We start from the raw sequence: 15,179 nt of genomic DNA on the forward strand, positions 1-15,179 counted from the left end.
CCTCCATCGAGCCGGGCCTGTACCGACCGGGCCTGTGGGGCGTGCGCATCGAGAACCTGGTGCTCAACGTCGCCCTCGACACGCCGGAGAACAACGCCTTCGGCGAGATGCTCGAGTTCGAGACGCTGACGCTGTGCCCCATCGACACGCGCTGCATCGACAAGGCCCTGCTGCGCGCCGATGAGATTGCCTGGCTGAACAGCTATCACGCCACCGTGCGCGAGCGCCTGCAGCCGCTGGTGAGCGGGCCGGCGCTGGCCTGGCTGCTGGAGCGCACCGAGCCGCTGTCGGCATGAAGCGCCTTGCAGCACTGCTGCTGATCTCGGCCAGTGCGGCGGGTGCGCAGACGCGCTACGAAGGCCTGTGCGATGCCTCCGCAGCGGTCGCCCTGGATGCGCGTCACTTCATCGTGGCAGACGACGAGCACAACAAGCTCAGCGTCTACCAGCGCGGCACGGCGAAGCGGGTCGGCCAGGTCGACCTCAAGTTCCTGAAGGCCGACAAGGAGTCCGACCTCGAAGGCTCGGCCCAGGTTGGCAAGCGCATCTACTGGATCGCCTCGCATGCCCGCAACAGCGCTGGCGAGCCGCGCCCGGACCGGCAGCGCTTCTTCGCCACGGAGATCGTCGGCACCACGGTCGAGCCCGTCGGCAAGCCCTACACCGGGCTGCTGGCCGACCTGCTCGCCACACCGGCTTTGGCGCCACTGAAGCTGGCCGAAGCCGCCGGCCGCGCGGCCGAGGCCGAGGGCGGCCTCAACATCGAAGGCCTGGCCGCCGCCGCGGACGGCAGCCTGCTCATAGCCCTGCGCAACCCCATCCCGCAGGGCCGGGCCATCCTCATTCCGCTGCTGAACCCGGCCGAGCTGGTCGACGGCAAAGGCCCGGCGCGCTTTGGCGCGGCCATCCGCCTGGACCTGGGTGGACGGGGCCTGCGCTCCATCGAGCGCGTCAGCACTACCTACCTGATCGCCGCCGGCCCACCGGCCGATGCGGGCACGTTTGCCATCTACCGCTGGAGCGGCAAGGCGGCCGACGCGCCCACGCCCGTCAAGCTGGATCTGGGCACGCTGCGCCCCGAGGCGCTGTTCGCGTGGCCGGACGGCCAGGTCACGCTGCTCAGCGACGACGGCGGCGTGATGTTCGGCAAGAAGGCCTGCAAGGACGCGGACAAGGCCAAGCGGTCTTTCCGCACCTTCGACTTCAAGCCTTAGCCAAAACGGGATACCGCCACACCAGCGCCGCGCTGGCCAGCAACTGCACCAGCACGCCGCAGAACAGCGGCACGGCGCTGCCCTCGCCGCCCAGGAAGGGCGCGACCAGCTGCGTGCCCAAAGCGCCGGCCGCCAGCAGCGCCAGCACCAGCAACGCCGTGGCGCGGCCCATCTGCGCGGGCGGCACGGCCAGCGCGTCGACGAAGGTGGCCGGCCCGCGGATAGCCAGCGAACCGCAGAAGCACATCCAGTAGGCCGCCACCGCCGCGTACGGCAGCTGGCCCAGCGCAGCGCTCGCCAGCGCCAGCGCGCAGGCCAGCACCTGCACCGTGCTGCCCAGGCGCACAACGCGCGCATGACCCAGCCGCTGGGCAAGCCGCCCGGATTGCGAGGCGCCCAGCATGAAGCTGCCCACACCCAGCACCTGCAGCAGCGCGAACGCCGACGTGCCCAGGCCTAGCGTGTGCTGCAGCAGCTGCGGCGCGCTGGACAGGAAGGTCAGCAAGGCGCCGATGCACAGCGCATGCGACAACGCCAGCCGCAGGTAGCTGCGGTTGCGCAGGATGGCGGCATAGCCCGCGTCATGCGCGAGGTTGAGCCCAGGCAGCTGGCGCGGCGCGATCTTGACGACCCAGGGCAGCACCAGCAGCGACAGCGCGGCCAGTACCCAGAAGGTGCCGCGCCAGTCCGTGACGGTGAGCAGCACGGCGCCCAGCACCGGGCCGGCGGCCGGCACGATGGCCTCGACCATGGAGATGGCGGCAATGCCGCGTACCACGTCGGCATCGCCCAGCGTGGCGCGCACGACGGTGGGCGCCACGACCGTCGCGGCTGCCGCCGCCACGCCTTGCAGCAAGCGCAGCACCAGCAGCATCTCGATGTTGGGGGCCAGCGCGCAGCCCAGGCTGGTCAACGCCAGCAAGGCCAGGCCGATCTCCATGCAGCGGCGCGGGCCCAGGCGGTTCAGCAACTCGCCCCACAGCAGCTGCGCACCGGCCAGGCCGGCGAGGTAGACGGCCACGGTCGCCTGGGCCAGCGAGATGCTGATGCCCATGCCGGTCTGCAGGGCCGGCACGGCGGGCAGGTAGAGGTCCATCGCGGCCATGCTGACGCCGGTGACGAAGGCCAGCGGCAGGATGGTGCGTATGGACGCGGAGGCTGAGACGGAAGATGAATGCACGGACAACCCTTTTCACAAAGGGCGCCCTGGTTCTGTCGACTCTGCCGAGCGTGGCGGAGGCCTCATCGGGCTCTCCGTCGCAGCACCCCCCGGCAGGACGGCATCGCGAGACCGGATGTCCGACGCGACGCGAGGCGGATTCTAGGAGCCTGGCTTGAGCGCGGCGTCCGCTAGCGCGAAGCTGGCGGCCAGCTGCGCCTGCACGCTCGCCAGTTCGGCCGCCGGCCTGCCCTGGGCCTGCAGCGACTGCAGCAACCCGCGCAGCGCCCAGCCGCTGGTGGGGTGCTCGGCCAGGTCGGCGCGGAAGCTCTGCTCGGCCTGCACCCAGCGCGCGGCCCTGAGCTGCATGTCGCCCAGCGCCAGCCGTGAGCCGGCGGCCAGCATGGGTGGCTCGGCGCGGTCGACGAACTTGCCGGCCGCCACGCCTTCAGCCTGCAACTGAAGCGCCGCGTCCACACGCCCTTCAGCCAGTGCGATCTCGGCGCCCAGCCGGGCCTTGGCGACCTGGGCCAGGCCGCGCACGGTCTTGTCCGTGTCATCGTTGCCCGGGTGATCGCTGACGAGCTTGTCCGCTGCGGGCGACAGCAGCGCCAGCGCCTGCTGCGCTTCGGCCACGCGGCCGGTGCGCGCCAAGGCCACGCCGCGCGCGTGCTGGCCCAGCACGGTCGCCACGCCGCGCTCGCCGGTGGGCAGGGGCTCGGCCAGCACGGCGCTCCAGAGCTCCAGGCGCATCAGCGTCAGCACCGGGCGGCTGCGCACGTATTCGCCATACTCGCTTTTCCAGTTGACGGCGCGCTGGGCGGCAGTGCGCGCATTGGCGAGCGCCACCTCGCCGCGGCCTTGCATCAGCGCGGCAAACCACAGGTAGGCGCCGTTGTGGGAGCGCCAGTCCTTGCCCTTGGAGAAGCCTTGACGCGCCAGCTCGGCCTCGCGGGCATCGTCCAGCGCCAGTGCGCGTTCGTTGACCGCAGCGGCATCGGCATAACGCCCCAACAAGCCGAAGGTGTGCGAAGGCATGTGCACCAGGTGCGGTGACTGCGGCGCCAGGCCACCCAGCCGCTCGGCTGCCGCGACCGCGCGGCGGGCCTGGGTGGGCGTGTCCACCGCATGGATGAGGTAGTGGTTCACGCCGGTGTGTCGCGGGTGGCGAGCGGCAGCCGCCTCCAGCCGCGTGGCCAGGGCGCCGATACGGCCGTGGGCCAAGCCGGTGTCGTCGTCCCACCAGTCGCCACGCGTGGCGACCATCTCGGCCTCGGCGTACAGGGACAGCAGGTCCGGGTCGTCCGGCGCGCCGTCGGCCAGCGCATGCAGGCGGTCGGCGTAGGCCACGTCCAGCGGGTCGGCCCTCTTGGCGCCGCCCTTCTGGCCGCAGACCGGCGCCGTCAGCACGGCCACCTCCGCGCGCTGGCTCGCATGGGCGTAGCGCAGCGCCATGGCGTCGATCAGCTCGCGTTCGCGCGGGTCGGCGTTGGCGCGCAGCCGCACGGCCAGGTCGACATAGCGCTTGGCTTCGGTCAAGTCGCCACGGTCCGGCGAGTTGATGATGGGGCCGAGTTGCCAGGCCACGCCCCAGGCGCACAGCGCACAGTCCGGGTCGGCCGCCAGCGCGGCCTTGAAGCTGCGAACCGCCTCGTTCTCGTTGAAGGCATAGGCCTGCGCCATGCCCTGCGCGAACAGGCGGCGGGCTTCGTCGGCTCGGGTGGTCGGCGCGAGGGCGACGCTGCCATAACCTTCCAGCCGTGGCGCGCGGGCGCTGCGGTCCACCTGAAGAGGCACTCCCGAGCATGACGCGAGCACGCACAGCAGGATGAGGCTGAGTCGCCAGGACGGGTGACGCCTGGCGCGCGATGCGCTGCCGGTCACAGGAACCTGACCTTGCAACGCACGCCGGCCGGGATGTCGCCGTTGGGGTTGGGCAGCTCCAGCCGCACGCCGAAGGAGCCGCTGGCCGAGTCCATCACGCGGTCGACGACCTTGATCTGCGCCTGCCACGTGCCCTTGAGCGGAGACTCGGGCGTGACTTCGGCAGTGCGGCCGGCCTTGATCTGGCCCAGCACAGACACCGGCAGCACGACCTCGACGCGCAGCGGGTTCGTCTGCGCCATCTTCAGGATGGGCCGTGAGCCCTCGCCGGTGAAGGCCAGCTCGCCGGGGTTCTGCAGGCGTTCGGTGACGATGCCGCTGAAGGGCGCGCGCAGCGAGCGCTGCTTGACCACCGCGTTCAGCCGCTGCGCCTCGATGCCGGCCAGGCGGCGGTTGTCCACGGCCAGGGCCAGCTCGGCCTCGGCGACGCGCAGCTCGGCCTGGGCCTCGTCGCGGTCCTGCACGGTGATGAAGTTCTGCTCGCGCAAGTCCTCGCGGCGGCGGAACTTCTCGCGGGCGTAGTCGGCGCGGGCGCGGGCGACGCGCAGCTCGGCTTCGGATTCAGCGCGCTGCTGCGCACCGGCCAGGGCCTCGCGCTCGACGCTGCCGTCCAGCAGCACCAGCGTGTCGCCCGCCTTCACCTGGCTGCCGCGCTCGACGAGGATCTTGTCGATGAGGGCATTGGTGGGGCTGCGGATCTCGATGCGCTGGTTGGGCTCGATGAGGCAGTCGTGGCCGGCGGGCGCGGCAGGTGCAGGCTTGGTCGACTGCGCGAGCGCGGCGGCGGGCAGAAGCAGGAATGGGAGCAATCTCATATCTGGTTTCCAGCAAATCCAAGCAGGTTGTCGAGCTGGCGGTCGGCCTTCAGCGTGCGGCGGCGCATGGCCGCGTGCAGGCGGCCGGCGTGGCCTTGCGCGGTGCGGCGCAGCAGTTCCAGCGCCCATCGCGGCAGCTCGTCGCGGCCGTCGAACACACGGCCCAGCAAGGACTGCAGTGTCGCGGCATGGGCGGTGAAGATCTCGTCGTCCAGCGCGACGATGGCCAGCGCCACGCCGGGGTCGCCCTGGCGAGCACCGCGGCCGACGAGCTGGCGGTCGATGCGGGCGGAGTCGTGGAACTCGGTCAGCAGCACGGCCAGGCCGCCCTTGTCCTTGACGCAGTCGTCGAGATGGATGTCGGTGCCGCGCCCGGCCATGTTGGTGGCCACCGTCACCGCACCGGGCTCGCCGGCGGCGGAGACGATGTCGGCCTCCTCCTTGTCCTGCCGCGCGTTCAGCACGCGGTGGACCTGGCGCGGGCCGAGTTCTTCGGACAGCGCGACGGAGGCGCGCACCGAGCGGGTGCCGACAAGGACCGGCCTTCCAGCGGCGAGTTCGTTCGCGACCGCCGCGTGCACGGCTGTCCACTTCGCGGCCTGCGTGCGCAGCAGGCGCGGCGGCAGCGTGACGCGCTGGTCAGGCTTGTGCGTGGGCAGGCGCACGACGTCCAGCCGGTAGACCTGGTTCAGCTCCGGCGCGACCTCGGCCGCCGTACCCGTCATGCCGGCCAGGCGCAGGTAGCGGCAGAAGAAGCGCTGGAAGGTGATGCGGGCCAGCGTACGCGCCGGCTCGGTCAGCTCCAGGCCTTCCTTGGCCTCCATCATCTGGTGCAGGCCGCCCTCCCAGCTGCGGCCCTCCAGCACACGGCCGGTGTACTCGTCGACGATCTGCACGGTGCCGTCGATGACGACGTAATGCTGGTCGCGATGGAAGAGATGCAGCGCCCGCAGCGCCTGGCCGACGAGGTGTTCGCGGCCCCGCGCCACGCCCCAGACGCCGCCCAGGCCTTCGGCGGCCTCGCGCACGGCGGGCAGGCCGGCGGCCTCGAAGTGCAGGCTGTGGCGCGCGGCGTCGATGCCGAAGTGCTCACCAAGCCTGAGCGTGGCGGCGATGGCCAGCGCCTGCTGGTAGTCGGTCGCGTCGGGCGGCTTGCCTTGCTTCTCGGACAGGATCAGTGGCGTGCGGGCCTCATCGATAAGGATGGAGTCGGCCTCGTCGACGATGGCGAAGTGCAGGCCGCGCAGCAGCAGCGGCTGCGGTAGTTGGCCATGCAGCAGGCGGGCCTGCATCTGCGCCGGGCTGACGCGACCACCGGCGGCGACGCGGTCGCGCAGGTAGTCGAAGACCAGGCTCTGGTTGGTGCAGTAGGTGATGGGCCGCTGGTAGGCGATGCGCTTGGCCTCGTGCTCCAGCGTGGCCCAGACGACACCGGCCGTCATGCCGAAGAAGCTGAACAGCGGCTGCATCAACTCGCAGTCGCGGCGGGCGAGGTAGTCGTTGACGGTGACGACGTGGGTGGGGAGTCCGGCGGCGCCGGCGATGGCTGCGGCCAGTCCTGCCGTTAGCGTCTTTCCTTCGCCGGTCTGCATCTCGGCGAGGCGGCCTTCGAGGAGGACGGCGGCGCCCATGAGCTGGGTGTCGAAGGGGCGTTTGTCGAGACTGCGGCGGGCGCCTTCGCGGACGAGGGCCATCACTTCGGCGAGGCCATGTGCCTTGCCGGCTTGGACGGCGGCGGGGGCGGTCTGGAACAGGCGTTTGCGCAGCTCCTGGTCTGTTTGCTGCTGGATCTCGGCTTCTAGTTCTGCTGCCGCCTTGGCCATGGCGCGGAGCGTGGGGACGGCGGGGATGAGGCGGCGCTTGAGGCGCCAGAGGACGCTACGCGCGAAGCGGTCATGGACGGGTTCGTCGATGTCGCGGCGCTCGGGGAAGATGCCGTGGGCGAGGGACTCGCCGATGTCGAGAGGAAGCGTGGCGGCGGTCATGTGTGCCGCCTTTGGAAGTCAGTGAGACACGCCTCGGTACTCCTGTGCCTTGCCGAATGTGGTGCCGGGTGCCGCGCCCGGCGGCGCGGTAACTTTCTTCTGCGGGGCCAGAAGAAAGTCACCAAAGAAGAGGCCCTGAACCGCACGCCAGCACCACCTGCACGAGCTGTACCGTGCAACAGCCAAATGGCTGTCGCCCACACGCGACCCGCTGCGCTCTCGCTGCTGTCCTTGTCACCAGCGTCATTCATCGCGGCAGCGGGCCGCCTAACGCGCGGCTGCACGCCGTGCTCACGAGAAATGCAAAGACGGCGTCGCTSGGGCGACGCGATCGTTGCGCAGCATCCACCGGTGCGTCGCCCCAGCGACGCGGTATTCCCTGGTGAGTTCGGCGTGCAGCCGACGTTAGGCGGCGTGAAGCGGGCGCCATGGCGCTCGTCACAAGGACAGCAGCGAGAGCGCAGCGGGTCGCGTCTGGGCGCAATGCCACGGGCTGTTTTCGCGCGACGCTCATCGCGTCGTCGCGATGGTGTGCGGTTCAGGGCCTCTTCTTTGGTGACTTTCTTCTGGCCCCGCAGAAGAAAACCGAAGGTTTCGGCGAAGCCAAAGTTACCCGGCCGCCGGGACGGCCCCCCGGCACCACACTCGGCAAAGCGCAAGAGCAACGAGGCCCATCCAGTCATAGCTGAAAGTGCGACAAGAACAACCGCCGCAACCCATCCCAAACCCTTACGGCAACAGGCTCCGACTCATGCTCCAGCCTCACCAAGACGCGAGCCCCGATCTGCCGATACGGCATGTCCTGCCCCAGCTGCAACTCGTGCTCGAACAGCGTCTGCAAGGCCTGCAACCCCTTCGGATCGTGTGGATCAAGAGGAATTTCCCCCCCAGCCGCCGTCCCCAATGCCGGGCTCGGCAGATCGCGCGCCGCCGCCGGCACGCTACGTTTCAATACCGCCTCGTAGCTCTGCCCCGGCTGCTGCGGCAGCCGCACCTCGAAGCCCCGCACCGCCGCGCTCTGCCACTGGGGCAGCACCAGGCGCACGCGCGCCGGGCCGGCCGTGTCGACATGGCCCAGCACCTCGCCGCGCTTGAAGAAACGGCCCGGCAGATCGTCCGGCCGCGTCAGCAGCAGCACACCGGCCACTTCGGAGCGCACGACCAGCTTGGCGGCTTCGTCCTCCAGCACGGCCAGCGCTGCTTGCTCGCGCTTGACCTCCTCGGCCAGCAGCGCCGCCCGCGCAGGGGCCATGCCGATGATGCCGAAGGCGGCGTCGTGCTTGGCCTGGGCCAGTTCCAGCCGGCCGCGCTGCTCGCCGATGCGAGCGTCCAGCATGGGGTCGACCAGCTCGGCGACGGGCTGGCCTTCCAGCACCACGGTGCCCGGCCGCACCAGCAGCTTGGAGAAGAAGCCACCGCCCCGCGCGCGCAGCACCGCGTTGTCGCTGGGCCAGACGACGCCCGTGGCCACCGAGTGATGCGGCATCGGCACCACGAAGAGCAGCAGCACGACGGCCGCGCCAGACGCCCACAGCACACGCCGCACGCGGCCCGACTGCGGCTCCAGCGCTGGGTCGCCCGCCAGCCGCTTGAGGCCACGCGCCCACGGCAGGATGACGCTGGCGAACAGGCCCCAGGCGGCGATCAGCACGCCGATGAAGAAGTAGCGGCTCGCGATGAAGACCGCGATGCTGAACATGACGAAGAGGCGATAAGCCAGCGCCAGCGGCGCGTAGACCAGGAACCAGCGGCGCTCGCCGGGCGTGCTGGGCGGCGGCTCGGCCTGGTGCTGGCCGAACAGGTGGTAGCGCAGCAGCCAGCCCCAGTAGTCGGTGGAGCGCTGGCCGAGGTTGGGGCTCTCGATGGCGTCCGCAAAGATGTAGTAACCGTCGTAGCGCAGCAGCGGGTTGGCGTTGAACATCAGCGTCGTCATGCTGGCCAGCACGATGACGTTGAAGGCCAGCGAGCGCGCAAAACCCGGCTCCAGCGCCAGCCACAGGAAGAAGGCGATGGCCGCGATGAAGAGCTCGGTCAGCATGCCCGCCGCGCCCACCAGCATGCGCGGCCAGCGGCTCTCGAAGGCGCTTGAGCTGCTGGCGTCCACATAGGGCACCGGGAAGAACACGAGCAGCATGACGCCCATCTCGTGCACCTCGCCGCCAAAGCGCTTGGCAGCCAAACCGTGGCCGATCTCGTGCGCGGCCTTGAGCAGCGGGAAGAGGATGGCCAGCAGCACGAGGTTGTCGACGGCCAGCAGGCGCTCGTTGATGTTGCCGGTCAGCTCGCGCCAGTGGCTGGGCGCCAGCAGCACGGCAGGCAGCACGACGGCCAGCCACAGCGCGATGCCCACCCAACCCTTCAGCGGCCCGGCCTTGGCGATGACGCGGCCGAGCCAGGCGTCCGGGTCCACCAGAGGGAAGCGCAGCGACACCGGATTGGCGAAGCGCTGCATCAGCTTGGAGCGGCGCTGCTTGCCGCCGCGCTCGAAGAGCTCKGCCACGTCGGGCGTCACGTCGCACTGGATCAGGTCGGCCGCGTAGAGCTGGCCGAAGAGCTGCACCAGCTCGTCCTGGCTGGGCGTGTGCTCGTCCATCGCGGCCGAGAGCCGCTCCCAGACCTGTTGCAAGGAGCGCTCGCCGTCCAGCAAGCCGATGACGCGGTAGCTGCTGGGATTGAAGCGGTGGTATTTGCCGGATACGCGGTCCTCGACGACGTACCAGATCTCGCCGCGGTAGACATGGCGGTGGATGCGCACATGGCCGCGCAGCCGCGGCTTCAGCGTGGCGACGCGGTACCAGTTGGCGGAGAAGAGCGCGTCGCCTAAGGGGCGCTCGGCCCGCTCTGTTTCGTTCAGGGCGTCCATTGCCACAACGCCAGCTTGACCCAGTCGGTGAAGCGGTGCGTCCACACCCACAGCAGGCTGCGCTCGCCGACAACGACCTTCGCCACGCCTTCCATGTTGGGCTTGAGCTTGACGCCCTCCTGGCCCACCAGTTCGGCCTCGGCGCGGAAGTAGTTGCGACCTTCCTCGACGACCGACACCGGCGTGACCGACTTCAGCTTGAAGTGCCAGCGCTGGCCCGGCGCGCCGGTCAGCACCAGTTCGCCGCCCTGCCCCGGCTCAACGCGGGCGATGTCGCGCTCGTCGATCTTCAGCATGACGCGCCAGCTCGCCAGCGGCGCCAGCTCGAACAGCGTCTTGCCCATCTCCAGCGGCGCGCCGAGCTGCTGCGACAGGTCGCCCTTGACGACGATGGCATCAAAGGGCGCGGCCAGCTCCACGCGGGCGAGCTTGGACAGCGTCAGGTCCAGCTGTGCGCGGGCCTGGTTGGCCTGGGCGGCGGACAGGCGCTGGTTGACGCGGTCGGACTGCGCCATGGCCTCGCGCTCCTTGCGTTGGGCCATTTCGAGCTCGGTCTCCCAGCGCACTTTCTCGAGCTGAAGCTCGCGGTCGTCCATGCGCGCCAGCACCTGGCCGGCCTTGACGGTGTCGCCGGCGCGGGCGGGCGCGTCGCGCAGGAAACCGTCAAACGGCACGACGGCCGAGCGCTGCACGGCACCCTCGACGATGGCCGGCGAGGACACGCGGTGGTCTACGGGCACGATGGCGGCGATCAACAGCAGCAGGGCCAGCGCGCCCGCACCAAGCTTGAGCCCGGGGTGGGACGCATCGGTCAGCCGCGCGGCGGTGTGGCGCAGGCTGCGGCGGGCATGGTGGGCCAGGCTCTCGTCGCGCGCGTGCTTGTGCTCCAGCACGGGGGCCAGCACGCCGGCCAGCAGTTCCATGCCCTTGAGCTCGGCCGGCTGGAAAACGGTGTTGCGCTCGAAGAGCAGCACGGCAAACGGCGGCGCGGCGCCAATGGCCAGCGGCTGGGAGGCAAGCGCCAGGCTGCCGGAGTCGGTCGCGTAGCGCGAATGCGCCATGCGCAGCGCGCGCGCATCGGAGGCTTCGTCCTCCGGCCAGACGACGGCGCAGCGCTGGTCGAAGGCCTCAGTCATGGCCGCGCGGGCAAGGGCCGTCAGGTTGGCGCGCTCGTCAAACCAGGCCGAATGCGACACTGCCGCCGTCTCCAGCTTGGGGCCATGGGCCAGCGCCAGCTGCACCTGATGGCAGCCAAAGCGGGCGGCCAGCTTGTTGACCAGCGTCAGGCCCGCCTGGCGGAAGTCGGGCTCGGCCAGGGCCGCGAGCGAGACCTCGAACAGGAAGGCGGATTCATCGAGGCGCTGGCGGGCCTGGCCCAGCTCGCGCTGGGCGAACAGGTCGGCCATCCAGCCGGCGCCCCAGTGCGTGAGGCGGGCGGCGAGCCGAGCAGCCTCGGGGCTGGGGTCGAGCAACTCCAGCACGACGGCGCCATGCAGCGCGTTGCCGGCGGCCAGCGGGTAAGCCAGCTGCACCGGATGGCCGGCGTGCTGGCGGCGCACGCCCTGGCGGGTGCCGAGGCACTCGCGGGCGATGTCGGCCAGGCGTTGCAGCTCGGTGCCCTCGGGCCAGGCGGCGGCGGGCACGTAGGAGCCGCCAGCGTCCTGCAGCAGCAGCAGGCCCACCTGCGCGTCGGGCACCAGGCTGCACAGCACGGCCAGCCAGGCGCGGCACAGCGCCTCGGCGGAGCTGGCCTCGGCGAGCGACGCCCAGGCTGCATCGGTGCCGAGGGCGGGGTTGGAAGCGGGGAGATCGTGGCGGGCGTTCATCGCATCTTCAGGAAACCATCAGACCCGCCGCCCTGCCCGCGCAACCTGCGGCAGGCAGGGGCATAGGCCATCAAGCGCGGCGGCGGCGTGCCAGCAGGCCCATGACGGCCAGGCCGGCGGCCAGCATCATCGCCGGGTTGACCTCGGGAACGGCGGAGACCGTCACCGAGCTGGAGCCGGCGGCACTGATCACGTTGAAGTCCACATCATTGAACTCGATGTAGTAATTGATCGTGCTGGATCCGATCGCCGTGAACTTCAGATCCAGCGTCGACGCACCAGCCGGCAAATTCAGAGGAGCCGACAGCAGCGCCGAACCGTCGATGTGGCCAGGCGTGATCTTCAATGGATCCGACAGGACGGGGTCACTGAACAGCGCGGTAAACGCAGCCCAGCTTTGCCCAAGCGCCAATGATTGCGCGGCATCGAAGCTCAGGTCCCCGGACCAATCGATGCGGACGGTCACGCCCCACGCAGCGAGCGGCGCGCTGAGCGTCAGGCTTACCGGCACCTCGAATGCCACTCCAGGGGTGGCCAAAACGTTCGGTGCGCTGAGATCCATCGTCACGTCCGCCTGTGCCGTCTGGGCAAAAGCCAGCGCGAAGGCCAAAGCAACTGGGGCCAGCTTGAAATACGGCTTCATGGTTTTCTCCTGATACATCGTCATAAATCAAATCGTCAGTTTCCAATCATTGGGCGCTGTCTGGCGTGAGCCCGCAACCCAGTCATTCACCCATGTGCTGCTGGGCAAGGGCGCGTTGAGACCGAAGTCCAGCGCTCCACTGAGACGCACAACCGGTGCCGGCGCGGCAACTGCGGCGCCAGCGGGAGACTGATTCGCCATTGGGCCGTCCGCCGCAGTGACCTGGGTATCCCCCGATTCGGTGGGCATCGGCGCGACCGAGCTCAACGCAGTGACCTGAATCTGCTGCGCTTGCTGTTGAGCCAGGCGCAGCGCCAGGCCCGCATCCGCCGAGCTGATGCGACCGTCGCGGTTGAGATCGGCGATCAGCACGGGGTCCAGCAGCGGCTGCGCGGCAAAACCTGTGTCGCTGCGTGCGGAGACTCGTTGGATCAATGTCACGTCGTTGACTTCGACCTTGCCGTTGCCGCTGGCATCTCCCAGCACGCCCACGATCTGCACGCCGAGGTCCGCGCGGGCGGGTGAACCATCCACGCGCAAATCCTGCAGCCGCAGCAGGCGGGCGCTACCTGCGGCAGTGCCCGCCGGCACGCTGGTGCGCAGATCGACCAAGGCACGCAGCGCCGAGTCGGGCATTGCACTGCCCAGCGTGAGCTGCACGCCCAGGCGGCCTGCAACGCTGGTGTCAATGCTCATGACGCTGCCGGCCGGCGCCGTGGCGGCGAGGTTGACGGCGTCGATGTGCAGCGTGGCCGGGTCGTAGGCGAGCTGGAAGTAGACGCTGCGTGCGCCCGCCGCCTCGCGGATCTGCAGGCTCAGCGTCTGGTTGCTGCTGCCCGCCGGCACCACGAGATTGCCAACGCTGATGACCGGCACGCTGCTGGCGACGACCGTGAAGCTGGCGGTGAAGTCGTCGCCGGTCGTGCCGTCGGCATTGCCGTCGAGCTGCTGGCCGTCGGCCAGGGCCGTGAAGCCGGCCGGGCCGGACTTCAGCGTCAGGCTGTAGCTGCCGGCCGGCAGCACGCCGCTGGTGGCGACGAAGCGCAGGCCCTGGCCATCAGCGTCGAAGAAGACGCTGCCGCCGACGCGACCGGACGGTCCATCAAGCCACAGGTCCTGTGCCGTGCCTGCGCCATAGGCCTGGATCAGCGCCGTGTTGACGGCACGGTCCAAGCGCAGGCTGAAGCCATCGGCCTCCGGAGTGACTCGGCTGACAACCGGGCCGACCGGCGCAGCGACCGCCGGCGGCAGGGCTGGAACAGCGATGCCCTTGCTGGCATTGAGCACCAGCCCCGCGTCTGCGGAGGTCACACGACCGTCGCGGTTGACATCGGCGATGCGGGTCGGGTCGATCAACGTGTAGGCGGCAAAACCGCTGTCACTGCGGGCCGACACGCGTTGGATCAGCGTCACATCACCGACTTGCAGCGTGCGGTTGCCGTCGGCATCGCCCAGGTTGGCGACGACGTGCAGGCCGTCATCGCTGCGCAGCGTGCCGGCATTGCCCGTCACATTGCTCAGCCGCAGCACCTCGGCCGCGCCGTAGCCGGCCGACAGCGGCACCGTAGCCTGCACGAGCACCAGATTGCGCAGCGCCGCATCGGCGACCGCACTGCCCAGTGTCACCTGCACGTGCAGCACGCCCGGCTGCACGAGGCTGCTGGTGATGCTGCTGCCGGCAGGCAGGCCGCTGGCGAGCGTGGCGCCGGTGACCTTGAGCAGGGCGGGGTCGAAGTTCAGGTCGAAGGCCAACGTCTGGAAGCCTGCGCCGCGCTCCAGGCTGACGGCGAAGGCGCCGAGAGCCGGGTCGTAGCTGGCCGCCTGGCCGGGGCCGCGGGCAAATTCCTGCACCACGAGCACGGCGGCGCTGGAGGCGGCAACCGTGAAGCTGCGGGTGAAGTTGTCGCCCGACACGCCGTCGCCGTTGCCATCGAGGCGCAGGCCGCCGAGGCTGACGAAGCCGTCGGCACCGGACTTCAGCGTCAGCTGGTGGTTGCCGGCTTCCAGCAGGCCGCCGGTCTTGACGAAGCTGAGGCCAAGGCCGTCGGCGTCGAAGACCAGACTGCCAGCCACGCGGCCTTGCACGCCGCCGGTCGGGCCGGTGAAGTCCACGTCGGGCACCAGGGCGCCTGCGCCGTATTGCTGGATGAGGCTGGCGTCCACCGCCGCGTCAAAGCGCAGACGGAAGCCCGTGTCGGTGGCCTGGAAGCTGGTGACATGCAGCGTCGGCAAGCTCGGCAGGGCCGGCGTGACGGTGATGCCCACGCTGGCCGTCGTCGAGCCACCCACGCCGTCGGCGACGCGATAGGTGAAGCTGGTGGCCCCTGTGAAGCCCGCCGTGGGCGTGAAGCTCATGCGGCCGTCGGCAAACACCTGCACCGTGCCCTGCGTGCCGGTCGTGTCGATGGACTGGACGCTGAGCGCGTCGCCGTCGGCGTCGCTGTCGTTGGCCAGCAGGCCCGGCGCCGGGATGTTGAGCACCTGACCGGCGACGACGGTGTAGCTGTCGTTGGCCGCCACCGGCGCGGCGTTGGTGACGGCGATGCGGACGATGCCCGTCGCCGTGCCGCCGAAGCCGTCGTTCAGCGCGTAGCTGAACTGCGTGTTGCCGACGAAGCCGGCGGTCGGCGTGAAGCTCATGCGGCCGTCCGCGAACACCTGCACCGTGCCGTTCAGCCCGGTCGTGTTGATGGACTGGACGCTCAGCGCGTCGCCGTCAGCGTCGCTATCGTTGCCCAGCAGGCCGGGTGCTGCGATGTTGAGCACCTGACCGGCGTGCACGCTGTAGCTG

At 70.1% G+C, this 15,179-nt stretch carries 10 protein-coding genes; 2 read left to right on the plus strand and 8 right to left on the minus strand.

The annotated features are described in order from the left end of the window. Both ACXRVZ_RS26260 and ACXRVZ_RS26265 read left to right on the plus strand, forming a co-directional pair. The coding region (locus ACXRVZ_RS26260; protein ID WP_458233032.1) for a M24 family metallopeptidase C-terminal domain-containing protein at positions 1-296 on the plus strand (296 nt) is incomplete at its 5' end. Continuing rightward, entirely contained in the window at positions 293-1,213 is a 921-nt protein-coding gene (locus tag ACXRVZ_RS26265) for a DUF3616 domain-containing protein (protein ID WP_457423279.1), read from the plus strand. The genes ACXRVZ_RS26260 and ACXRVZ_RS26265, both read left to right, overlap by 4 nt. Here the strand turns inward: ACXRVZ_RS26265 and ACXRVZ_RS26270 are convergent. The 8 genes from ACXRVZ_RS26270 to ACXRVZ_RS26305 all read right to left on the minus strand — a co-directional run. Next, positions 1,203-2,393 (minus strand): MFS transporter, encoded by a 1,191-nt coding sequence (locus ACXRVZ_RS26270; protein ID WP_457423281.1) that lies wholly within the window; start codon positions 2,391-2,393, stop codon positions 1,203-1,205. The genes ACXRVZ_RS26265 and ACXRVZ_RS26270 overlap by 11 nt on opposite strands. Before the next feature lie 141 nt (positions 2,394-2,534). Beyond that, on the minus strand, positions 2,535-4,157 hold the full coding sequence (locus ACXRVZ_RS26275; RefSeq protein WP_457423283.1) for a hypothetical protein: 1,623 nt from the start codon (positions 4,155-4,157) through the stop codon (positions 2,535-2,537). A gap of 95 nt (positions 4,158-4,252) precedes the next feature. Beyond that, positions 4,253-5,071: an efflux RND transporter periplasmic adaptor subunit gene (locus ACXRVZ_RS26280; RefSeq protein ID WP_458233033.1), complete on the minus strand. Its 819-nt coding sequence runs from the start codon at positions 5,069-5,071 to the stop codon at positions 4,253-4,255. Further along, positions 5,068-7,056, minus strand: a complete 1,989-nt coding sequence (locus ACXRVZ_RS26285) for a preprotein translocase subunit SecA (protein ID WP_457423287.1) — start codon at positions 7,054-7,056, stop codon at positions 5,068-5,070. Before ACXRVZ_RS26285 ends, ACXRVZ_RS26280 begins: the two co-directional genes overlap by 4 nt. Before the next feature lie 679 nt (positions 7,057-7,735). Beyond that, positions 7,736-9,919 carry a site-2 protease family protein gene (locus ACXRVZ_RS26290; protein ID WP_457423289.1) on the minus strand — a complete coding sequence of 728 codons (2,184 nt, stop codon included), beginning with the start codon at positions 9,917-9,919 and terminating at the stop codon, positions 7,736-7,738. Continuing rightward, a complete protein-coding gene (locus tag ACXRVZ_RS26295; protein ID WP_457423291.1) occupies positions 9,907-11,745 on the minus strand; it encodes an HlyD family efflux transporter periplasmic adaptor subunit in 1,839 nt (612 codons plus the stop codon). The genes ACXRVZ_RS26290 and ACXRVZ_RS26295 overlap by 13 nt, the downstream gene beginning before the upstream one ends. A 70-nt stretch (positions 11,746-11,815) precedes the next feature. Continuing rightward, on the minus strand, positions 11,816-12,388 hold the full coding sequence (locus tag ACXRVZ_RS26300; RefSeq protein ID WP_457423293.1) for a hypothetical protein: 573 nt from the start codon (positions 12,386-12,388) through the stop codon (positions 11,816-11,818). A gap of 27 nt (positions 12,389-12,415) precedes the next feature. Continuing rightward, a partial coding sequence (locus ACXRVZ_RS26305; RefSeq protein ID WP_458233034.1) for an Ig-like domain-containing protein occupies positions 12,416-15,179 on the minus strand: 2,764 nt, incomplete at its 5' end.

This window comes from Roseateles sp. P5_E8 (assembly GCF_054177665.1).

Excerpts from the sequence above, each read along its gene's own strand:
- ACXRVZ_RS26265 (WP_457423279.1), top strand. The coding sequence starts at position 293 with ATGAAGCGCCTTGCAGCACTGCTGCTGATCTCGGCCAGTGCGGCGGGT.
- ACXRVZ_RS26280 (WP_458233033.1), bottom strand. The coding sequence starts at position 5,071 with ATGAGATTGCTCCCATTCCTGCTTCTGCCCGCCGCCGCGCTCGCGCAG.
- ACXRVZ_RS26285 (WP_457423287.1), bottom strand. The coding sequence starts at position 7,056 with ATGACCGCCGCCACGCTTCCTCTCGACATCGGCGAGTCCCTCGCCCAC.
- ACXRVZ_RS26295 (WP_457423291.1), bottom strand. The coding sequence starts at position 11,745 with ATGAACGCCCGCCACGATCTCCCCGCTTCCAACCCCGCCCTCGGCACC.
- ACXRVZ_RS26300 (WP_457423293.1), bottom strand. The coding sequence starts at position 12,388 with ATGAAGCCGTATTTCAAGCTGGCCCCAGTTGCTTTGGCCTTCGCGCTG.